At 69.9% G+C, this 21,120-nt stretch carries 15 protein-coding genes and 1 tRNA gene; 7 read left to right on the plus strand and 9 right to left on the minus strand.

The window, feature by feature from the left end; translation table 11 throughout:
- Positions 1-129 precede the first annotated feature (129 nt).
- The 3 genes from pepN to ABZZ38_RS03980 all read left to right on the plus strand — a co-directional run bounded on the left by pepN (position 130) and on the right by ABZZ38_RS03980 (position 5,549).
- Positions 130-2,616: an aminopeptidase N gene (gene pepN, locus ABZZ38_RS03970; protein WP_356735449.1), complete on the plus strand. Its 2,487-nt coding sequence runs from the start codon at positions 130-132 to the stop codon at positions 2,614-2,616.
- A 120-nt stretch (positions 2,617-2,736) separates the two neighbouring features.
- Positions 2,737-4,185 (plus strand): aminotransferase class V-fold PLP-dependent enzyme, encoded by a 1,449-nt coding sequence (locus ABZZ38_RS03975; RefSeq protein WP_356735451.1) that lies wholly within the window; start codon positions 2,737-2,739, stop codon positions 4,183-4,185.
- Positions 4,182-5,549: a SidA/IucD/PvdA family monooxygenase gene (locus tag ABZZ38_RS03980; RefSeq protein ID WP_356735453.1), complete on the plus strand. Its 1,368-nt coding sequence runs from the start codon at positions 4,182-4,184 to the stop codon at positions 5,547-5,549. The genes ABZZ38_RS03975 and ABZZ38_RS03980 overlap by 4 nt, the downstream gene beginning before the upstream one ends.
- Before the next feature lie 10 nt (positions 5,550-5,559).
- On the opposite strand, the gene ABZZ38_RS03985 is transcribed toward ABZZ38_RS03980, so the two are convergent.
- A complete protein-coding gene (locus tag ABZZ38_RS03985) occupies positions 5,560-7,344 on the minus strand; it encodes a 5'-nucleotidase C-terminal domain-containing protein (protein ID WP_356735455.1) in 1,785 nt (594 codons plus the stop codon).
- Between the two features lie 110 nt (positions 7,345-7,454).
- On the opposite strand from ABZZ38_RS03985, the gene ABZZ38_RS03990 reads away from it, so the two are divergent.
- Positions 7,455-8,135, plus strand: a complete 681-nt coding sequence (locus ABZZ38_RS03990; protein ID WP_356735457.1) for an SIMPL domain-containing protein — start codon at positions 7,455-7,457, stop codon at positions 8,133-8,135.
- 179 nt (positions 8,136-8,314) lie between these two features.
- Positions 8,315-9,742 (plus strand): pyruvate kinase, encoded by a 1,428-nt coding sequence (pyk, locus tag ABZZ38_RS03995; protein ID WP_356735459.1) that lies wholly within the window; start codon positions 8,315-8,317, stop codon positions 9,740-9,742.
- Positions 9,743-9,748: 6 nt separating this feature from the next.
- On the opposite strand, the gene ABZZ38_RS04000 is transcribed toward pyk, so the two are convergent.
- Positions 9,749-10,522, minus strand: coding sequence for a transcriptional regulator (locus ABZZ38_RS04000; RefSeq protein ID WP_356735461.1), 774 nt, complete (start codon positions 10,520-10,522; stop codon positions 9,749-9,751).
- A 110-nt stretch (positions 10,523-10,632) separates the two neighbouring features.
- Positions 10,633-10,707, minus strand: a tRNA-Leu gene (locus ABZZ38_RS04005).
- Between the two features lie 99 nt (positions 10,708-10,806).
- Between ABZZ38_RS04005 and ABZZ38_RS04010 the strand changes: the two genes are divergently transcribed.
- On the plus strand, positions 10,807-11,478 hold the full coding sequence (locus tag ABZZ38_RS04010; protein WP_356735463.1) for a response regulator: 672 nt from the start codon (positions 10,807-10,809) through the stop codon (positions 11,476-11,478).
- Between the two features lie 67 nt (positions 11,479-11,545).
- Here ABZZ38_RS04010 and ABZZ38_RS04015 read toward each other — a convergent pair whose 3' ends face one another.
- The 5 genes from ABZZ38_RS04015 to ABZZ38_RS04035 all read right to left on the minus strand — a co-directional run bounded on the left by ABZZ38_RS04015 (position 11,546) and on the right by ABZZ38_RS04035 (position 17,380).
- A complete protein-coding gene (locus tag ABZZ38_RS04015) occupies positions 11,546-12,262 on the minus strand; it encodes an ABC transporter ATP-binding protein (RefSeq protein ID WP_356735465.1) in 717 nt (238 codons plus the stop codon).
- A complete protein-coding gene (locus ABZZ38_RS04020; protein ID WP_356735467.1) occupies positions 12,259-13,359 on the minus strand; it encodes an ABC transporter ATP-binding protein in 1,101 nt (366 codons plus the stop codon). Before ABZZ38_RS04020 ends, ABZZ38_RS04015 begins: the two co-directional genes overlap by 4 nt.
- Before the next feature lie 4 nt (positions 13,360-13,363).
- Positions 13,364-15,109: a branched-chain amino acid ABC transporter permease gene (locus ABZZ38_RS04025; RefSeq protein ID WP_356735469.1), complete on the minus strand. Its 1,746-nt coding sequence runs from the start codon at positions 15,107-15,109 to the stop codon at positions 13,364-13,366.
- A gap of 5 nt (positions 15,110-15,114) precedes the next feature.
- Complete coding sequence (locus ABZZ38_RS04030; RefSeq protein ID WP_356735471.1) at positions 15,115-16,047, minus strand: branched-chain amino acid ABC transporter permease; 933 nt, start codon at positions 16,045-16,047, stop codon at positions 15,115-15,117.
- Between the two features lie 97 nt (positions 16,048-16,144).
- Entirely contained in the window at positions 16,145-17,380 is a 1,236-nt protein-coding gene (locus ABZZ38_RS04035) for a branched-chain amino acid ABC transporter substrate-binding protein (protein WP_356735472.1), read from the minus strand.
- Positions 17,381-18,422: 1,042 nt separating this feature from the next.
- Here ABZZ38_RS04035 and ABZZ38_RS04040 point away from each other — a divergent pair.
- On the plus strand, positions 18,423-20,438 hold the full coding sequence (locus ABZZ38_RS04040) for a Xaa-Pro dipeptidyl-peptidase (protein ID WP_356735474.1): 2,016 nt from the start codon (positions 18,423-18,425) through the stop codon (positions 20,436-20,438).
- A 117-nt stretch (positions 20,439-20,555) separates the two neighbouring features.
- On the opposite strand, the gene ABZZ38_RS04045 is transcribed toward ABZZ38_RS04040, so the two are convergent.
- Complete coding sequence (locus ABZZ38_RS04045) at positions 20,556-21,065, minus strand: hotdog fold thioesterase (RefSeq protein ID WP_356735476.1); 510 nt, start codon at positions 21,063-21,065, stop codon at positions 20,556-20,558.
- Between the last annotated feature and the right edge of the window lie 55 nt (positions 21,066-21,120).

Genomic DNA, 21,120 nt, shown 5'->3' on the forward strand with positions numbered 1-21,120 from the left:
CGTCCGGCGCGTGGCCCGGTGGCGCCCCACCGTCCGCCGCCCGCGGGCTTACGCCCAAGCTCAGGGCAGAACTCAGCCGTGAGAAGAACCCCCGTGCCCCGCTCCCACCCCATCGGGCAGCATGGGGCCATGCCCGTACTGACGCGCGACGAAGCGCAGACCCGAGCCCAGCTCCTCGACGTCCACCGGTACACGGTCGACCTCGATCTGACGACCGGCGACCAGACCTTCGACTCCACCAGCCTCATCCGGTTCACCGCCCGCACCGCCGGGACCACCTTCGTCGAGCTCAAGCCGGCCACGCTGCGCTTCGTCACCCTCGACGGGCAGCCCCTCGACCCCGAAACACTCAGCGACAACCGGCTCCCGCTCACCCTCACCGAGGGCGAGCACACCCTGCGCGTCGACGCCGCCATGCGGTACTCCCGCACCGGTGAGGGCATGCACCGCTTCACCGACCCCACCGACGGCGAGACCTACGTCTACACCCAGCTGTTCATGGAGGACATCCAGCGCGTCTTCGCCGCCTTCGACCAGCCCGACCTCAAGGCCGTGTTCGAGGTCTCCGTCACCGCCCCCGACGACTGGACCGTCCTCGCCAACGGCGTCACCACCCGCCAGGACGACGGCCGCTGGCAGGCCGCCCCCACCCCGCTCATCTCCACCTACCTCGTCGCCGTCGCCGCCGGCCCCTGGCACTCCGTCCGCACCGAACACGCCGGACTGCCCTTCGGCATCCACTGCCGCCGCTCCCTCGCGCCCTTCCTCGACGCCGACGCCGACGAGATCCTCGACGTCACCCGGCAGTGTTTCGACCGGTACCACGAGAAGTTCGACGAGCCGTACCCCTTCGACTCGTACGACCAGGCCTTCGTCCCCGAGTTCAACGCCGGCGCCATGGAAAACCCGGGCCTCGTCACCTTCCGCGACGAATTCGTCTACCGCTCCGCCGTCACCGTCACCGAGCGGCAGACCCGCGCCATGGTCATCGCCCACGAGATGGCCCACATGTGGTTCGGCGACCTGGTCACCCTCAAGTGGTGGGACGACATCTGGCTGAACGAGTCGTTCGCCGAGTACATGGGCTACCAGATCGTCAACGAGGCCACCACCCGCTACCCCGACACCTGGGTCGACTTCGGCGTCGCCCGCAAGGCGTGGGGTTACGACGCCGACCAGCGGCCCTCCACCCACCCCGTCGCCCCCGACCCCGACGCCGTCCCCGACACCGCCTCCGCGCTCCTCAACTTCGACGGCATCTCCTACGCCAAGGGCGCCTCCGCCCTCCGGCAACTCGTCACCTGGATGGGCGAGAAGGAGTTCCTCGCCGGCATCAACACCCACTTCGCCCGGCACAAGTTCGCCAACGCCACCCTCGCCGACTTCATCGACAACCTCGCCTCCGCCACCGAGCGCGACGTGCACGGCTGGGCCGAGGCCTGGCTGCGCACCACGGGCGTCGACACCCTCACCCCCGCCTACGACCCGGCCGACTGCACCCTCGCCATCGAGCGGACCGGCAGCCGCCCGCACCGCATCACCGTCGGCGTCTACGACCACGACCTCGCCGACGACACCCGGCTCGTGCTCCGCGACCGCTTCGACACCGACGTCCCGCAGACCACACCCCTCACCATCCCCGGACCCCGGCCCGCCCTCGTCGCCCTCAACGACGGCGACCACACCTACGCCAAGGTCCGCCTTGACGCGACCTCCTGGGACACCGCCGTACGCTCCCTGTCCGGCATCCCCGACCCCCTCACCCGCGCCGTCGTGTGGAACGCCGCCCGCGACATGGTCCGCGACGGCGAACTCGCCCCCACCGCCTACCTGGACACCGCCCGCGCCCACCTCCCCCTCGAAAAGGACCTGGCGATCGTCCAGGGCGTCCTCGGCTTCGCCTCCGCCGAGATCGCCGACCGCTACCTCGCCCCCCAGGACCGGCCCGCCGCGCTCGCGCTGCTCACCGACCTCACCCGCGACCTCATCCGCCGCACCGAGGACGGCAAGGACCCGGGCCTGCGGCTCACCGCCGTACGCCACTTCATCGACTGCGCCGACCGGCCCGCCACCCTCCAGGGCTGGCTCGACGAGGGCGCCGTCCCCGGCGGCCCCGACCTCGACCCCGAGCTCCGCTGGCGCGCCCTCGCCCGGCTCGCCGTCCTCGACGCCACCGACGAGACCACCATCGCCGCCGAGCTCGACCGCGACCCCAGCGCCACCGGACAGGAGGGAGCCGCCCGCTGCCGCGCCGCCCTGCCGACCGCCGAGGCCAAGGCAGCCGCCTGGGAGCGCATGTTCGCCTCCGACACCCTCTCCAACTACCTGTTCACCGCCACCGCCCAGGGCTTCTGGCAGCCCGAACAGGCCGACCTGCTACGCGAGTACGTGGCCCGCTTCTACCCCGACGCCACCGCCCTCGCCGACCGCCGCGGCCCGGCCATCGCCACCGCCGCCGGCCGGTACGCCTTCCCGTCGTACGCCGTCGACGCCGAAGCCCTGCGCCTGGGCGAGCAGCACCTCACCCAGGCCGGCGACCTGCTCCCCGCCCTGCGCCGCCAACTCGTCGACCGCCTCGACGACCTGCGCCGCGCCCTGCGCGTACGGGAGGGATGACCCAACGCCATAGCAGGCCCGGGCGACCGGGCCGGCCGTCTCGGCGGCGGCGTCCCACTTTCGGGTTGTGATCGCTCCGCACCAGGCCCGCCCGGTGCGGAGCCGGTCCACGCTGACCTCATGAGCACCCCGCCCCTCGCCGGAGGTCCCGCGGGCCCCGACGCCCTGCGACCCCTCGTCGACACCGTGCTCGACGCCCTGCACGAGGGGGCCGTCGCGCGCGGCGGCCCCCTCCCCCCAGGCGGGCCCACCGCGATCACCGACCACATCCGCACCACCCTCACCTCGGCCCCCCGCGACGCCCCCCACACCGGCACCGCCGCCCCCGGCACCGCACCCCACACCGAGGTCATCCCGCACACCGGCACCGGCGCCCGCGAAGCCCTCCGCACCCTCGTCCGCGCCGTCGCGTACGGCGCCGCCGACCCCGCGCACCCCCGCTGCGCCGCCCACCTCCACACCCCGCCCCTCGCGGTCGCCGTCGCCGCCGACCTGGCCGCCTCCGCGCTCAACCCGTCCCTCGACTCCTGGGACCAGGCACCCGCCACCGCCGCACTGGAGCACCTCCTCACCCGCGCCCTGGCCGCCGAGGTCCACCCCACCGGCCCCGACCCCGACGCGCTCGTCACCAGCGGCGCCACCGAGGCCAACCAGCTCGCCCTCCTCCTCGCCCGCGAACGCCACGGCACCCTCGGCACCACCGTCCAGACCGTGTGCGCCGCCAGCGCCCACCACTCCGTCCACCGCGCCGCCTGGCTCCTCGGCCTGCCCGAGCCCGTCACCGTCCCCGCCCCCGACGGCACCCTCGACCTCACCGCACTCGACGCGGTCCTCACCGGCCTGCGCGGCCCGCTCCTCGTCGTCGCCACCGCCGGCACCACCGACACCGGCCGCATCGACCCGCTCCCCGAGATCGCCGACCTGTGCGACGCCCACGGCGCCGACCTCCACATCGACGCCGCCTACGCCGGGCCGCTGCTGTTCAGCACCGCCCGCCGCCACCTCCTCACCGGACTCGACCGGGCCCACACCGTCGGCCTCGACCTGCACAAACTCGGATGGCAACCCCTCGCCGCCGGTCTCCTCGCCGTACCCGACCGCGCCCTCCTCGCCCCGCTCGCCCACACCGCCGACTACCTCAACGCCGACGACGACACCGAAGCCGGCCTGCCCGACCTCCTCGGCCGCTCCCTGCGCACCAGCCGACGCCCCGACATCCTCAAGGTCGCCGTCACCCTGCGCGCCCTCGGCCGCACCGGGCTCGGCGTCCTCGTCGACCAGGTGTGCGCCGCGGCCCAGCACCTCGCCGACCTCGTCGAGAAGAACCCCGCCCTGGAGCTGTACGAACGGCCCACGCTCTCCACCGTCCTCTTCCGCCCCACCCACGCCGACGACACCACCGTCGCCGCGATCCGCCGCGCCCTCCTCACCGAAGGCCACGCCGTCCTGGGCCGCGCGCGCTCCACCGACGGGCGCGTCTGGCTGAAGGCGACCCTCCTCAACCCCCACACCACCCCCGACGACCTGGCAGACATCCTCACCCTCGTGGAAGGCAGCACCGCCCGATGACCGGCACCCCTCCCCAGAACTCTCTCGAACACCCCCACGACCTCGTGGGCATCGGCATCGGGCCGTTCAACCTCTCCCTCGCCGCCCTCGCCCACGGCGTCCCCGGCGGACTCGCCACGGCCTTCTTCGAACAGCGGCACACCTTCAGCTGGCACCCCGGCCTGCTCATCGAGGGCACCACCCTCCAAGTACCGTTCCTGGCCGACCTCGTCACCCTCGCCGACCCCACCAGCCCCTGGTCGTTCCTCAACTACCTGCGCGGCCGCGACCGCCTCTACCCCTTCTACTTCGCCGAGCGGTTCCACATCCAGCGCGCCGAGTACGACGCCTACTGCCGCTGGGTCAGCGACCACGTACCCGGACTCCACTTCGGCCACCAGGTCGACGCCGTCCGCTGGAACCCCGAGCGCGACGTCTTCGAGGTCGACTACACCCAGCTCGACGCGGACGGCCAGGCCGAAGCCCTCGGCCGCACCCACACCCGCCACATCGTCCTCGGCGTCGGCACCGAGCCGTACATCCCCGAGCCGCTCAAGCCCCTCGCGGAGGCACCCACGGTCCCCGTCCTGCACTCCTCCGACTACCTGGACCACCGCGACCGGCTCATCGCCGCCGAACACGTCACCGTCATCGGCTCCGGCCAGTCCGGCGCCGAGATCTTCCTCGACCTGCTGCGCGCCCGCCCCGTCGGAGCCGAAAAACTCCACTGGCTGGCCCGCACCGAGGCGTTCGCCCCCATGGAGTACTCCAAGCTGGGCCTGGAGCACTTCACCCCCGACTACACCCGCTACTTCCACGCCCTGCCCGAACAGGTCCGCAACGACCTCGTGCCCCGCCAGTGGCAACTCCACAAAGGCATCGACGCCCACACCATCGCCGACATCCACGACGAGCTCTACCGCCGCACCCTCCACGGCGGCTGGCCCGACGCCGTCCTCACCCCCGGCGTCAGCGTCCGCACCGCCGGACGCCTCGCCACCACCAAGGTCGAACTGCACGTCGAACACACCCAGCAGGGCACCCGCGACCGCATCACCACCGACGCCGTCGTCCTCGCCACCGGCTACCGCGAACGCCCCCTGGACCGCATCCTCACCGGCCTCGACCCCTACATGCGCCGCGACTCCGCCGACCGGCCACGCATCGACGACACCTACCGGCTCGTCCTCGACCCCTCCGTCACCGGCGCCGTCCACGTACAGAACGCCGAAACCCACACCCACGGCGTCGGCACGCCCGACCTCGGCCTCGCGGCCTGGCGCGCCGCCACCATCCTCAACTCACTCACCGCCAAGGAGCCCTACCCGCTGCCACGCCGCACGGCGTTCACCACGTTCGGGCTCCCCGGCCGGCGCACCCACTGAGCCGCCCCCGCTAGAAGACCGGCACACCGTCCCGCGTCAGCCTCCAGTCCACCGACGCGAACGCGGCCGGATCGACCGTCCCCTTCTCCCGCACCCACTGAATGATCGTGTTACGGATCTCCTCCGAGTTCGACCACACCTGCTGCGCCGCGGCGACGTGCGGGAACGCGCCACCGCCGCTCGCACGGTAGTTGTTGACCGCCAGCACGAACCGCGCCGCCGGATCCAGCGGCCTGCCCTCGAACGACAGGTTCACGATCCGCGAACCCGCCGGCCTGGCGATGTCGATCTCGTACGACAGCCCGTACACGGCGTCGTAGTTGTAGTCCGGCGTACCGCCCGCGTTCGTCAGCTTCGCCGTGTCGACCGGCGCACCGGCCGGAGTCTGCACGTAATACCGCGCCGAGAACTCCAGGTAGTCCTTCAGCTGGGCACCCGTCAGCACACGCGCCTCCAGCGTGTTCTCGAACGGATACAGCCCTGCGGCGTCCCGGATGGTGACCTGACCTGCCGGGATCCTCGCCGTACGGGAGAAACACGACGCCTGCGACAGCACCGGCAGCCCCGCGTACGCGCCACCCGCCAGCGCCTCCCTCACCGTCTCCGCCTGGACGTGGTTGATCAGGTCGATGATCGGCTCGTCCTTCCACGGCGCGTCCGCCGTGGACATCGCGACCGTGGACGTACCGATGACCTGGTTGACGTACGCCACCACCTTCGCGTGCTCCTCACCGAGCAGCGAGACGATCTCCGGGTCCTCCTCGACCGTGTTGGAATTCAGCACCCGCGCGCCCACCTTCTCCACCACCCAGCGGCCCTTCCGCCACACCAGGTCGACATCGAAGAGGGTGAGCCGCTGACCCCACTTCAGCGGCTCCGACAGCACGACGTCCTTGCCCGTCTCCCTGTTCCTCACCCGGTACTCAGGGATCTCGGTGTGCGCGTGACCGACCAGGATCGCGTCGATGCCGGGCACCTGCTCGGCGACGAGTCCGGCGGCGTTCTCCACGTACGGCAGCTGGTCACCGTACGAAGACGTACCGCTCGACCCCGAATGCGCCGACACGATCACCACGTCCGCGCCCATCGACCGCAGCCTGGGCACCCACTTCGCGGCCTGCTCCTCCAGACCCGGGAAGACCATCCTGCCGCTGACGTTCGCCTTGTCCCAGATCGCGATGCCCGGGTTGGTCAGCCCGAGGACCGCCACCCGGACATCCCGCCCACAGGGCGTACGCAGCCGGTGCACGCTGTACGGCGGGAACGCCGGCCGCAACGTCTTCGCGTCGAGCGCGTTCGCACCCAGCAGCGGAAAGTCGCACTGCTCCTGGAACTTCCGCAGCACGGGTATGCCGTAATTGAACTCGTGGTTGCCGAGCGCCGCCGCGTCGTACCCGATGGCGTTCATGGCCCGGGCCATGGGATGCACCGGACCGCGCTCCGCGGTGATCGGGTCGACCTTCGCGTAGTAGTACGACAGCTGGGTGCCCTGGATCGTGTCGCCCGCGTCGATGAGGAGGGTGTTCCCCCGCCCCTTCTCCTTCCGCACCCGCTCCACGAGCGTCGAGATCTTCGCGAGGCCGACATCGTTGTGCGCCTTGTCGTCGAACTCCTTGTCGGTGAAGTAGTCCCAGTTGAAGACGTTCCCGTGGAGGTCGGTGGTCCCCATCACGGTGAAGGAGTACCGCTTCTCCCCGGCCGCCGCCTCCGCTGGGCCCGCGATCCCTCCGGCCATGGCCACCCCGGCGCCGGCGGCGGCCGACCGCCCCAGGAAAGTCCTACGGTTCAGCGGCATGTGATCTCCTTCGTTCTGGTCGCACAACGCGCGTAGATTCTGTCGCAGGCACACGGACCCGCATAGATCCCCAAGGTTTCGATCCGGTGACCACGAGGAAGTGACCCGCCATGACGAGCGACCCGCCACCCGGAACCCCCGAAGCACCGCGCGTCGCCGTACGCGGCGAGGCCCGCCTCGAAGTGGACCCCGAGATCGCCCGCGTCGGCATCACGATCGGCGCACGCGGCACCGACCGGCGCAGCGCACTCGAAGACCTGACACGCCGTAACACCACCGCCCTCGACCTCATCAAGTCCTACGGCGACGCCGTCGAGAGACTCGAAACCGGCGCCTTCTCCATCACCCCCGAACTCACCCGACACGGCAAGGGCGAACGCGTCCGCGCCTACCACGGCCGCGTCCACCTCACCGCCGAACTCACCGACTTCACCGCCCTCGGCGAGCTCACGACCCGCCTCGCCGACCTCGACCTCACCCGCGTCGACGGCCCCTGGTGGACCCTGCGCCCCGACTCCCCGGCCCACGGCGCGGCCCGCCGCCAAGCCGTCAGGGAAGCCGTCCAGCGCGCCCGCGAGTACGCCGAAGCCCTCGGCACCACCCTCGCCGCCCTCATCGAACTCGCCGACCTCGGCGCCGAGAACACCCCCATGGCGGGCGGAACCCCCCGGATGGCCTTCGCGGCGGCCGAAGCCCCGGACACACCCCCCGCCCTCAACCTGGAACCCCAACGCCAGACGGTCACCGCCCAGGTCAACGCCCGCTTCACCATGCACCCCCCCGCGCTGTAGCGCCCACCACAGACGAACAATTGCCCGGTTATCCCATTTCCCGGGACAACACCCGAACAACGCTCATCGGAGCGACCCCCCGCACAATTCAACAGTTGTCAATAAGCCTTCACGCAAAGGTTGTTGAGTAGTCACGGGCGGCCAATTCTCTACCCGCCGGTAAGCCATAGGCTCGCACCATGCGCCGAGCGAAAATCGTTTGCACCCTGGGCCCAGCCACCGACACATACGACCAGATCAAAGCCCTGGTCGAAGCCGGAATGGACGTCGCCCGTCTCAACCTCAGCCACGGCACCTACGCCGAACACGAGGAGCGCTACCAGCGCGTACGCAAAGCCTCCGACGAAACCGGCCACAGCGTCGGCGTACTCGCCGACCTTCAAGGCCCGAAGATCCGTCTCGGACGCTTCCGCGAAGGCCCCGTCCTCCTCGAACGCGGCGACACCTTCACCATCACCACCGAACCCATCGAAGGCGACCGCCACACCTGCGGCACCACCTACCACGGCCTCGCCCACGACGTCACCCCCGGCGAACGCATCCTCGTCGACGACGGCCGCGTCGCCCTCGACGTCACCGCCGTCGACGGCCCCCGCGTCCACACCACCGTCATCGAAGGCGGCATGGTCTCCGACCACAAAGGCCTCAACCTCCCCGGCGTCGCCGTCTCCGTACCCGCCCTCTCCGAAAAAGACATCGAAGACCTCCGCTGGGCCCTGCGCACCGGCGCCGACATCATCGCCCTCTCCTTCGTCCGCAGCGGACGCGACATCGAAGACGTCCACCGCGTCATGGACGAAGAGGGCCGCCGCCTACCCGTCATCGCCAAGATCGAAAAACCGCAGGCCGTCGACAACATCGACGACATCGTCGCCGCCTTCGACGGCATCATGGTCGCCCGCGGCGACCTCGGCGTCGAAATGCCCCTCGAACAAGTCCCCATCGTCCAAAAGCGCGCCATCAAGCTGGCCAAGCGCAACGCCAAACCGGTCATCGTCGCCACCCAGATGCTCGACTCGATGATCGAGAACTCCCGTCCCACCCGCGCCGAGGCAAGCGACGTCGCCAACGCCGTCATCGACGGCACCGACGCCGTCATGCTCTCCGGCGAAACCAGCGTCGGCAGATACCCCATCGAAACCGTCCGCACCATGAGCCGCATCGTCGAAGCGGCCGAAGAAGACGTCCTCGCCAAGGGCCTCCCACCCCTCACCGACCGCAACAAGCCCCGCACCCAAGGCGGCGCCGTCGCCCGCGCCGCCGCCGAAATGGGCGACTTCCTCGGCGCCACGTACCTCGTCGCCTTCACCCAGTCCGGCGACACCGTCAAACGCCTCTCCCGCTACCGCTCACCCATCCCCCTGCTCGCCTTCACCCCGGACCCGGCCACCCGCTCACAACTCAGCCTCACCTGGGGCGTCGAAACCTTCCTCGGCCCCCACGTCGAGTCCACGGACGCGATGGTCGCCCAGGTCGACGAGTACCTGAGCCGGATCGGCCGCTGCCGCAAGGGCGACCTCGTGGTGATCACCGCCGGCTCCCCGCCGGGAGTCTCCGGCTCCACCAACCTGGTACGCGTCCACCACATCGGCGACCGGGTCACGTAACGAGCATCAGTACTTCGGCCCGACATGGGCGTCCATGAGCGCGACGGACGCCCGTCGGGCGACGGAGATGTTGTACGGATTCCCGTTGCGCGTGCAGTACGTCCACTCGACACCGAGTTGGTCGAGCGTGTTGGTGTACAGCCGCCGGATGTCGTCCGAGACGTTGGTGAAGAAGTACCGCGGATACTCGTACCGCTTGCGTTCCCCGCGTACGACGCGGGTGGTCCAGTTCGTGGTCCGGCACCCGTCGGAGTGGATCAGCCCCCGGACGAACTCCCACGGGTGGGCGTCGACGATCTCCTGCTGCCAGGGTTCGAGGACGATGCGTCGCTCGTGCTTTCTGCCGGGACCGTGCTGGGGGAAGAGGCAGGGCCAGTGCTTACTGCTCCCTGTGACGGCGACGCAGCCCTGCCGCCGGACACGGTACGCGCTGTTGTCCGGCCGTACGGAGCGCAGCGCTGCTTCGCAGGCGTCAATGAGGCCCGGCCAGGCGTCGGCGCACATGATGCGGAGGTAGTGGACACCCCTCCGATGCTCACTGATGCAACCGTCACCGAGATAGAGGCCCAGCAGGTAGGCGTACGCCGCCGGGTCTTCAGGTGCGCCGGGCACATCCCTGCACCGTGGGCAAGGCTCACCGGTTCGGACCAAGGGGTCGACTCGTGTCTGCCACGAGCGGAGGGCTGCCCGGGATATGCCGGTCTGCTTACTGACGGCGTTCAGGCTGCGCCCTTGGCCGATGAGGGCCAGTGCCCGTTTGCGTGTGTCGGTGTCGTACACGCGGCCGAGTCTGGGGTGCCGGCCCTCCAGGCGGGGCGGTTCGATCGCTTGTTCACCGTTACGGGTGAAGGTCACCTACGGAAGCGGTGACCTTGGAAACGAAGGAAAAGTACCCCGGGTGGGACTCGAACCCACACTGGATGCTGTTTGAGAGCACGGCCTCTAACCGATTGGGCTACCGGGGCTCGCAGAATCGAAGGTTTCCCAGGACCTGCTGCCTGTCCACCATACCGCAGCTGGGTACGCTCTTGGGGAGCTGTATCGCCCCGCAACGAGGAGCCCGCGTGACCGCCCCCGAGTCGCCCCAGCCCGTCGCCGCTGACGATGACGACACGTCGCACGTCCCGCCGATGACGACCCGTGTCGTCATCGCCGAGGACGAGGCCCTCATCCGCCTCGACCTGAAAGAGATGCTCGAGGAAGAGGGCTACTCCGTCGTCGGTGAGGCCGGCGACGGCGCGCGGGCCGTCGAGCTTGCCCGTGAGCACCGGCCGGATCTTGTGATCCTGGATGTGAAGATGCCGGTTCTCGACGGGATCTCCGCCGCGGAGAAGATCGCGGAGGAGTCGATCGCCCCGGTGCTGATGCTCACCGCCTTCTCGCAGCGCGACCTGGTGGAGCGTGCCCGGGACGCCGGGGCCATGGCGTATCTGGTGAAGCCGTTCAGCAAGAGTGATGTCGTGCCGGCCATCGAGATGGCGGTGTCGCGGTTCGCGGAGCTGAAGGCGCTGGAGAAGGAGGTCGCGGACCTCTCCCAGCGGCTGGAGACGCGGAAGCTGGTGGATCGGGCGAAGAGCATCCTGCAGACGCAGTACGGGCTGACGGAGCCTGCCGCGTTCCGGTGGATCCAGAAGACGTCGATGGACCGCCGGATGTCGATGCAGCAGGTGGCGGAGGCGGTCATCGAGGACGCCGAGGAGAAGAAGGCGGCGAAGGGCCAGGGCCAGGGTCAGTAGCGCCGGCTATGCGTACGACGAAGGCCCACCCCGCACGACGCGGGGTGGGCCTCCTTGTGTGCGCCGCTCAGTCCTCGCCGAGGTAGGTCTTGCGGACCGACTCGTCGTGGAGGAGCTCCTGTCCGGTGCCGGACAGCTTGATCGTGCCGGTCTCCATCACGTACGCCTGGTCCGCGAGGGAGAGTGCGGCCTGGGCGTTCTGCTCGACGAGCAGGATGGTGGTGCCCTGGGCCTTGAGCGCGCTGATCGTTTCCATGATCTTCTGCATCATGATCGGTGAGAGGCCCATGGAGGGCTCGTCGAGCATGAGCAGTTTGGGCTGGGACATCAGGGCGCGGCCCATGGCGAGCATCTGCTGTTCGCCGCCGGAGAGGGTTCCGGCGGCCTGCTTTCGGCGTTCGCCGAGGATGGGGAAGAGGTCGTAGGCGCGCTGGATGTCCTTCTCGATGCCGGCTTTGTCGCTGCGCAGGAAGGCGCCGAGTTGGAGGTTCTCGGCGATGGTCAGGCGGGGGAAGATGTGCCTGCCTTCGGGGGAGTGGGCCATGCCGAGGGCGACGATCTTGTGGGCGGGGATGCCGTGGAGGGGCTTGCCGTCGAAGTTGATCGTGCCGCCGGAGGGCTTGAGGAGTCCGGAGAGGGTGCGCAGGGTGGTGGTTTTTCCGGCGCCGTTGGTGCCGATGAGGGTGACGACCTGGCCGGCCTCGACGGAGAAGGAGATGCCCTTGACGGCTTCGATCTTGCCGTAGGCGACCCTGAGGTCCTCAACCTCGAGGAGTGCGGTCACTTGGAGTCTCCTTCGGTGGTGGTGCTGTGCGCGGCCGGGTCCCCGTCGGTGCCGGTGGTGGTGCCGGTGCCGGTGCCGTCTTCGGCGGCATGGGTGGTGGGGTCGTCGGGTGCGCTGTCCGTGCTGTCGCCGCCGCCGCCGCCGTCGCTGTCGTCGCCGTCGGGGTCGCCGTCGTCGCTGTCACCGTCGGGGTCGCCGTCGGGCGCTGCCGCGGTTTCGGCTCCGGAGCCGTCCTCCGCGGCTGCTTCCGCGGCTGCTTCCGCGGCGGCGACCTCCGCCGCTTCCTCCGCGCCGGGCTCGCCCTCGAAGGGTGTGCCGAGGTAGGCGGCGATGACGCGTTCGTCGCCCTGGACGACGGAGGGCGTGCCTTCGATCAGTTTCTGGCCCTGGACCAGGCAGGCGACGCGGTCGCAGAGGTTGAAGATGAAGCGCATGTCGTGCTCGATGACGAGTACGGCGATGCCCTTGTCGCGGATGGCGAAGATGAGCTCTTCGGCGGCGCGGGTCTCCTGGGGGTTCATGCCGGCTGTCGGCTCGTCGAGGAGGAGGAGGCCGGGGTCGCTGGCGAGTGCCCGTGCGATTTCCAGTTTGCGCTGTTCGCCGTACGGGAGGTTCCGGGCCAGGTGGTCGGCCTTGTGTTCGAGGCCGATGAACTCCAGGAGTTCCATGGCCCGCTCGTGCGAGGCGGCTTCGGCCTTCTTGAAGCCGGGTCCGCGCAGCAGGGCCGACCAGAGTCCTTCCTTGGTGCGGGTGTGGCGTCCGACGAGGACGTTTTCCAGGACGGTCATGTTGGCGAAGAGCCGGATGTTCTGGAAGGTGCGGGCGATGCCGGCCTTGGTGACGAGGTGGGGCTTGGGGGGCAGAACGGTGCCTTTGTAGCTGACCTTGCCTTCGGTGGGGACGTACAGGCCGGTGAGGCAGTTGAAGAAGGTGGTCTTGCCGGCGCCGTTGGGGCCGATGAGGCCGACGATCTCGCCTTCGCGGACGGTGAGGTCGACGTCGCGTACGGCGGTGAGGCCGCCGAAGCGCATGGTGACACCGTTGGCGTCGAGGACGGTGGCGGCCGTGGTGGTGGCGGTGGTGTTGGTGGTGGTCATGGTGTCACGCCTCAGCCTTCGCCGCGCCGGCCGTCGCGTCGTCGGTCAGCTTCTGCTGTCGCGGTACGTCGAGTTGGCCGGTCTCGTGGTACTCGAGTTGTGCGCGCCGGTTGGCGATGAGTCCCTCGGGGCGGAAACGCATCAGCAGGATGAGTGCGATGCCGAAGCCGAGGAGCTGGTAGTCCTTGAGGAATTCCAGTTTGGCCGGGATGAGGTAGAGGAGCGACGCGCCGAGCAGTGGTCCGCTGATGGTGCCCATGCCGCCGAGGATGACGGCGGCCAGGAGGAAGGCGGAGTTCGGCGGTACGGGCCCGGCGAACTGGTACATCTCGGGGACGACGGTGCTCTGTACGTGCGCCTGTACGGTGCCGGCGAGGCCGGCGAGGGTGGCGCCGAGTGCGAAGGCGATGAGTTTGACGCGGAAGCCGTTGATGCCCATGGCGGTGGCGGCGGTCTCGTCCTCGCGGATGGCGACCCAGGCGCGGCCGATGCGGGAGTTCTGCGCGCGGCTGAAGACGAGCACGACCAGGATCATGGCCAGCAGCATCAGCAGGTAGTAGTTGGCGTAGGAGCCGAGCTCCATGCCGAGGATGGTGTGGGGTTCCCCGAAGTCGTATCCGAAGAAGTTGAGGTCGGGGATGTTGGGGATGCCGTTGGGTCCGTTGGTGACCTTGGGTCCGGATTCGCCGTCGAGGTTGAGCATGACGATGCGGAAGATCTCGCCGAAGCCGAGGGTGACGATGGCGAGGTAGTCGCCGCGGAGCCGGAGGGTGGGTGCGCCGATGACGACGCCGAAGATCAGTGAGACGAGGGCGCCGGTGAGGACGGCGGCCCAGAAGGGGAAGTGGATGTCGAAGGCGGAGGCGGTCGACCCGGAGACGATGGCGGCGGTGTAGGCGCCGACGCCGAGGAAGGCGACGTATCCGAGGTCGAGGAGGCCGGCGAGGCCGACGACGACGTTGAGGCCCAGGGCGACGGTCGCGAAGATGAGGATGTTGACCGCGATCAGGGTGTACTGGTCGGTGCTCTGGGTGAAGGGGAATGCCGCGGCGGCGATGAAGGCCGCGATGACGGCGATGGTGCGGTATTTCGCGGCGAGCGCGGAGAACCGTGCGACGAGGCCGGCCTTGAGCAGGGCGGCGACCGCGAAGCCGACCGTGATGAGGTAGCCGATGAAGAGCTCGGCGTACTCGGTGTCGATGCCGTAGGTCACGGCGTACAGGCCGACGGCGAAGGCGCCGACGATGATGAGGATCTCGGCCCAGGAGGGGAGTTCCTTCGGCCGGCTGAGCTGCCGGCTGTCGTCGGGGAGGCGCAGCGCCACGAGGGGGATGAGGGTGACGACGGCGGCGATGAAGCCGCCCGGCTCCAGGTTGACCAGGCCGCCGAGTTCGACGGCGATGGCGAGGACCGTGTACCAGGTGGTGCCGAAGGCGGCGAGGGCGAGGAGCTTCAGGGGCTTGTTGGCGCCGGCGGGGGTGAGCCAGCCCAGGCCCTTGATGCCGAGGGCGGACAGCGCGAAGAGCACGAGGAGCGCGCCGGTGACCAGGGTGAGGACCTGGAGGCCGCCGGGGTAGCCGTAGACGGTGAGGTCGCCGGGGAATTCGCTGGTGTACGTCCAGGCGAGGAACGTGCCGGCGATGGTGGCGACGCCGCCGAGGGCGATGGTCCAGTGCAGGGGGCGGGCCGTGGTCGTGGCGCCCTTGGCGGCGGACCCGGGGGTCTTGGAGGTGGTGGTGTCTGTGGTCATGGTTCTCACGCCCTGTCCGCGACGCGTTCGCCGAGGAGGCCCTGGGGCCGGAAGAGGAGGACGAGGATGAGCAGCGAGAAGGCCCATACGTCCTTCCAGGCGCCGCCGCCGAACTGCTCCATGCCGGGGATGTCCTGGACGTACGCGATCGACAGTGTTTCGACGATGCCGAGGGCGACGCCGCCGACCATGGCGCCGTAGATGTTGCCGATGCCGCCGAGGACTGCGGCGGTGAAGGCCTTGAGGCCGAGGAGGAAGCCCATCTCGAAGCGGATCTGGCCCTTGTCGAGGCCTTCGGCGACCGCGGCGACGGCCGCGAAGGCGGCGCCGATGGCGAAGGCCATCACGATGATGCGGTCGGTGTTGATGCCCATGAGCTTGGCGGTGTCGGGGTCCTGTGCGGTGGCCTGCATGGCTCGGCCGCTGCGGCTCTTGGAGACGAACAGGCCGAGGGCGATCATGCACAGGGGTGCGGCGACGAGTACGAAGGCGTCGGCGCGGCCGATGGCCAGGTTGCCCAGGATCTTGAACGATTCGCCCTTGAACTCGGGGAAGCTGACCGGGCCCTTGGCGCCGGGGTAGAAGCGCCAGACGAGCTGCTGGAGGGCGATCGAGAGGCCGATCGCGGTGATCAGCGGTGCCAGGCGGGGGGCGCCGCGCAGGGGCCGGTAGGCGAAGCGTTCCGCGGCGGTGGCCACGGCCACGGACACGAGTGCGCCGCCGATGAGCATGAGCGGCAGGGCGACGGCTATGGATATGCCGCTGGGGAGCAGTGTGTACGTGGCGAGGGCGCCGAAGCCCCCGATCATGAAGATCTCGCCGTGGGCGAAGTTGATGAGCTGGACGATGCCGTAGACCATGGTGTACCCGATGGCGATCAGGCCATAAAGGGCGCCGAGGGCAAGGCCGTTGGCCAGCTGTTGCGGCAGTTCGTTCACCGCAGGGCCTCCGATGAGCGTGTCGGATATGAGTCCGCGCGAGGGCGCTGTTTGCGCCCTCGCGCGGCTGGGTTGGGTGCGGGGCTGTGCTGGAGGGTCAGTCCTCGAACGTGGCGGACTTGACGTCCTTCCACTCGCCGTTCTTGACCTGGTACACGGTGAGCTGCTTGTTGGTGGTGTCGCCGTACTGGTCGAAGGAGACCTTGCCGGTCACGCCGTCGAAGGAGACCTTGGACATGGCTTCGGTGACCTTGGCGCGGGCGTCGGCCGGGACCTTGCCGTCGTTGGCGGCGACGACTGCCTTGACGGCCTGGACGATGGACCAGGCGGCGTCGTAGGAGTAGCCGCCGTAGGCCGCGTACGGGTCCTTGTAGCCGGCTGCCTTGTAGTTCTCGATGAACTTCTTGGCGGTGGGGAGCTTCTCGACCGGGTAGCCGACGGAGGTGGCGAGGTCACCGTCGTTGGCTTCGGCGGAGGCCTTGATGAACTGCGGGTCGTAGATGCCGTCGCCGCCCATGGTGGGAATCTTGGCGCCGGTCTTCTTGACCTGGTCGGCGAGGAGGCCGCCCTCGGGGTACTGGCCGCCGAAGTAGACGGAGTCGGCGCCGGAGGCCTTGATCTTGTCGGCGGTGGAGGAGAAGTCGGTCTCCTTCACGGTGACGCTGTCGGTGCCGACGACCTTGCCGCCGAGGCGCTGGAACTCCTTGGAGAAGATCGCGGCGAGGCCGGCGCCGTAGGTCTGCTTGTCGTTGACGACGTAGACCTTGCGCTTCTTGGCGTCGTTGAACAGGTACTGGGCGGCGAAGCGGCCCTGGACGACGTCGGTGGTGGCGGTGCGGAAGTAGGTCTTGAAGGGGCGCTTCAGGTCGCCGGTGGCCCATTTGTCGCCCTGGCTCAGGGCCGGGTTGGTGTTGGCGGGGGAGACCTGGGTGAGGTTCGCCTTGTCGAAGACGCCCTGCATGGACTGGGAGACGCCGGAGTTCAGCGGGCCGACGACGCCGAGGACGTCCTTCATGCCGACGAGTTTTGTGGCGTTCTGCTGGCCGGAGGCCGGTACGGCCTGGTCGTCGAGGGCTTCGATCTTGAAGGTGACGCCCGGGACCTCGTTGTTCTTGTTGGCGGTACGGACCGCCAGGTCCACGGAGTTCTTGATGCCCTGGCCGAGCGCGGAAAGCGATCCGGTGAGCGGAGCGTCGACGCCGATGACGACGGTCGTCTTGCCTCCGTCGTCCCCTCCGCCGCCCTTGCCGTCGTCGCGAGAGCCGCAGGCGGTGAGAGTGAGAGCTCCCGTGGTGAGCACGGTGGTGAGGATGAGCAAGGAACGGTGTCGCACGATGAATCCTTTCCCTGGCGCGGCCTCCTCGAGGTGAGGTGCCGTGTGGTCGCCGGGCCGCACTGGCTGATGCGTACGAGGTCGGTACGGGGCCGTGCGGCAGACGCGCCCGGCGGCGCGGTGACTGGCGGTGACTCTAAGCGCAGCCGACGGAGTCCGGGACCAGGGAGAGTCAGGATGTGACTGTCTTGTTATCGCAGAGGGTTGGGTGCGTGGACGTCCTGTGGACACAACCGGGCGTTCCGTACGTGCCGTGGTGCTCACATAGTGAGAACCCGCAGTTCCGCTCAGGGGCTTGCGTCGATCTTGCTGCTGACAGGAGCCTCGGGCGTGATGGGCCTGGCAGGCCGTCCGGGCGGGTCGTCGTGGCGAAGAAGCAACCGGTCGGTACCCCTCCGTTCCTCATTGCGTGCTTGTTACGCAGTGTTACGGCGGCGCGTGTCGTTCCGGTCGGGGCCGGCCGGCGTCGGCGGCGTTGTGAGGGCGCCGGCTTCCGGCGCGGCCGGTGGTCCCGCCGCCGGCTTCGCGGCGAGGGGGAGAGTGTCGGTGGATCGGTCGCGGCGCCGCCTTCCGTGCCCTCGCGTGGGTGGTGTCGCTCGCGCCGCTCGAGGCGCGCGGGCGGCGGCGGGAGTGTCGTCATGGATCTCCCCAGGCGCTGGTGGGGCGGGCCTTTTCGCTTCCGGTCGGGCGTTGTCCAACTGCTGCCCTTCGTCGCTTTCTTGCTCCGGTGGGCGGCGGGGGCGGTGCGGAGGTCCGCCGGTGTACTGCTGGGCGGTGCGGGGGGTCCGTATGTCGAACACAGCGTTGCCGGTGACGGGATGAGAAGGGCGCGCGGGGCCGCCCGCCGCGTTCGGGCGCGGAGTGACGTGGTTCCGGGAGTTGCCCCGAATGTCGGGGGGAAATCGCCTGGTGGTCACCTTCGGTCACACAATGGCCGATGCTTGCGGGGGTGTTGGGGTGGTGCCGCGGGGGTGGAAGCGGTGGAATGTGTGCCGCGCTTCCCGCGTGATCGTCACACCCCCCGGCCCTGGAGGCAGGCACGATGGCGAGACCCATCCGCGTACGAGACGCCGTACGCGCCTTCGGTACGAACCCCCACCCCGCGCACCCTTCCCGCAGGCGTACCCCCGGAAGAAGCCGCCGGATCGGCGTGGCGGCGCTGGCCGCCTTACTCCTGCCGGCCCTCCCCTCGCCCCCCGCGCAGGCGGACGACGAGCGTCCCGCGCTCCGCGTCACCGGTGAGCGGACCCAGCCCGTCTTCTCCCGCGCGGACGCCGTTGACCAGCGGGTGGACGTCGAAACGGAGACGGACAGTGACGGCGACGGCAAGCGCGACACGGTACGCGTGCGAATCCTGCGGCCCAAGGAGACCGACGCCGGGCTGAAGGTCGCCACGATCATCGAAGCCAGCCCCTACTGGGGCGGTGGCAACGACGTGCCGTTCCACCCCGTGGACGTCGAGGATGACGGGCTGCCGGGCGGTAAGGGGCGCGACGGCCTTCCGGGCCTTTTCGACGGCTCGGCCGGAACCGTGGGCTCCGCGGGCTCCGTCTCCACCTCCTCGGTGATCTTCCCCGGCTACACGGACAACTACTTCCTGCCCCGCGGCTACGCCGTCGCCCACGTCGACAGCATCGGCACCGGCGGATCGACCGGCTGCCCCACGTCCGGCAGCCGCGAGGAGACACTCGGCGCGAAGGCGGCGATCGACTGGCTGAACGGCCGCGCCCGCGCCTGGAACGCCGAGGACGGCCGCCCGGCCACCGCCGACTGGTCCACCGGCAACGCCGCCATGATGGGCATCTCGTACAACGGCACCCTGCCCACCGCCGTCGCCGCCACCGGCGTGGAGGGCCTGAAGGCGATCGTGCCGATCGCCGGGATCTCCTCCTGGTACGACTACTACCGGGCGAACGGCGGGGTCGTGGCACCCGGCGGCTTCCAGGGAGAGGACGCCGACGTCCTGGCCAAGGCCGTGTACAGCCGCGCCGACCGGGAGATCTGCGTCCCCCTCCTCGACCGCCTCACCGCCGAGCAGGACCGTACGACCGGCGACTACACCCGCTTCTGGCGCGATCGGGACTACCTGCCCGACGTGCGCAGGATCAAGGCCGGTGTCTTCCTGGTGCACGGGCTCAATGACTGGAACGTCAAAACACGGCACGCCGCACAGCTGTGGGAGGCGCTGAGGAAACACCACGTGCCGCGCAAGCTGTGGCTCCACCAGGCCGGGCACAGCAACCCCATGCCGCTGCGCATGGAGGAATGGCTCACCCAGTTGCACCAGTGGTACGACTTCTGGCTGTACGGCCTGGACAACGGCGCCCTCGACGGACCCCGGGTCGACGTCGAACAGGCCGACTTCTCCTGGCAGCGGCAGACGGACTGGCCCCGCCCCGGCACCCGGGACCTGACCCTGCGGCTGAACGCCGACGGCGGGCTGTCCCCGCTGCCCGGCCGGCCGGTGCTCCAGACCCTGCACGACGCGGGCCGCACCCTCCGCGCCGAACAACTCGTCACCGGCCCCGACGCGCCCCACCCCAACCGTCTCGCGTACACCACCGGGCCACTGCCGAGGGACCTGCGCATCAACGGCACGCCCGAGGTGTCGCTCCGGGCCTCGCTGGAGGGCACGTCCCCTTACACGAGCGCGCTGCTCGTCGATTACGGCACGGACACCCGGGCGACGGCCGGAACGGTCGCCGACACCTCGCGGCTCGTCTGCTACGGCGAGGGCGTCCCCGGCGACACCGGGTGCGCCTACCGCACACGGCACCGCACCGAAACCGCCGACTTCAGGATCGTGACGCGCGGCTGGCTCGACGCCCGCAACCGTGACTCGGTGGCGCGGCAGTCGCCACTGGTCGAGGGCCGTGAGTACCGGCTGCGGTGGGCCATGCAGCCGCAGGACTACGTCATCAGGAAGGGGCACCGGCTGGGTGTGGTGCTGATCTCCACGGACCACGACTTCACCCTCCGCCACCCGGCCGGGACGAGGATGTCCGTCCGGGCCGGGCTCAGCAGTGTGACCTTGCCGGTGGCGCCCGTCGGTCCGTAGCCGGCCCGTAGCCGGCCCGTAGCCGGCCCGTAGCCGGTCGGTGGGCCCGGCGGCCCGGGGGAGCGCGCCGGTCCGCGCCCGGTCCGCGCGCCGGTGCCGGGTGGCGGGCGGGCCGGCTCAGTCCGTGGAGCCGTCGGCCGCGCCGGCCGCGGGGATGTTGTCGGCGTCCCGGGGGGAGACGTCACGGAGCAGACAGGTCAGGCGGGCCGAGCAGACCCGCCTGTCCTGCTCGTCCGTGATGACGATCTCGTACGTCGCGGTGGAGCGCCCGCGGTGGACGGGGGTGGCCACACCGGTCACCAGTCCGCTGCGCACCCCGCGGTGGTGCGTGCAGTTCAGGTCCACGCCGACGGCGATCCTGGAGACGCCGCCGTGCAGCATCGAGCCGACCGAGCCGAGGGTCTCGGCGAGGACGGCGGAGGCGCCGCCGTGCAGCAGCCCGTACGGCTGGGTGTTGCCCTCGACCGGCATCGTGCCGACCACCCGGTCGGCGGAGGCCTCCACGATCCGCACGCCCATGCGGGTGCCCAGGTGCCCGGCGGAGAAGAGGGCGGGCAGGTCCACGCCGAGCGCGGCGTACTCGTCGATGACCTCTTGCGGGAAAGTCGTGGTGGTCTGCTCGCCCATGGGGCCCGGCTCCGTTCGTCGTCGTACGGCGTGTGCGCGGTGCTACTGCCTGAGC

It is taken from the genome of Streptomyces sp. NPDC006368, from assembly GCF_040612535.1.
Taxonomy (GTDB): Bacteria; Actinomycetota; Actinomycetes; order Streptomycetales; family Streptomycetaceae; genus Streptomyces.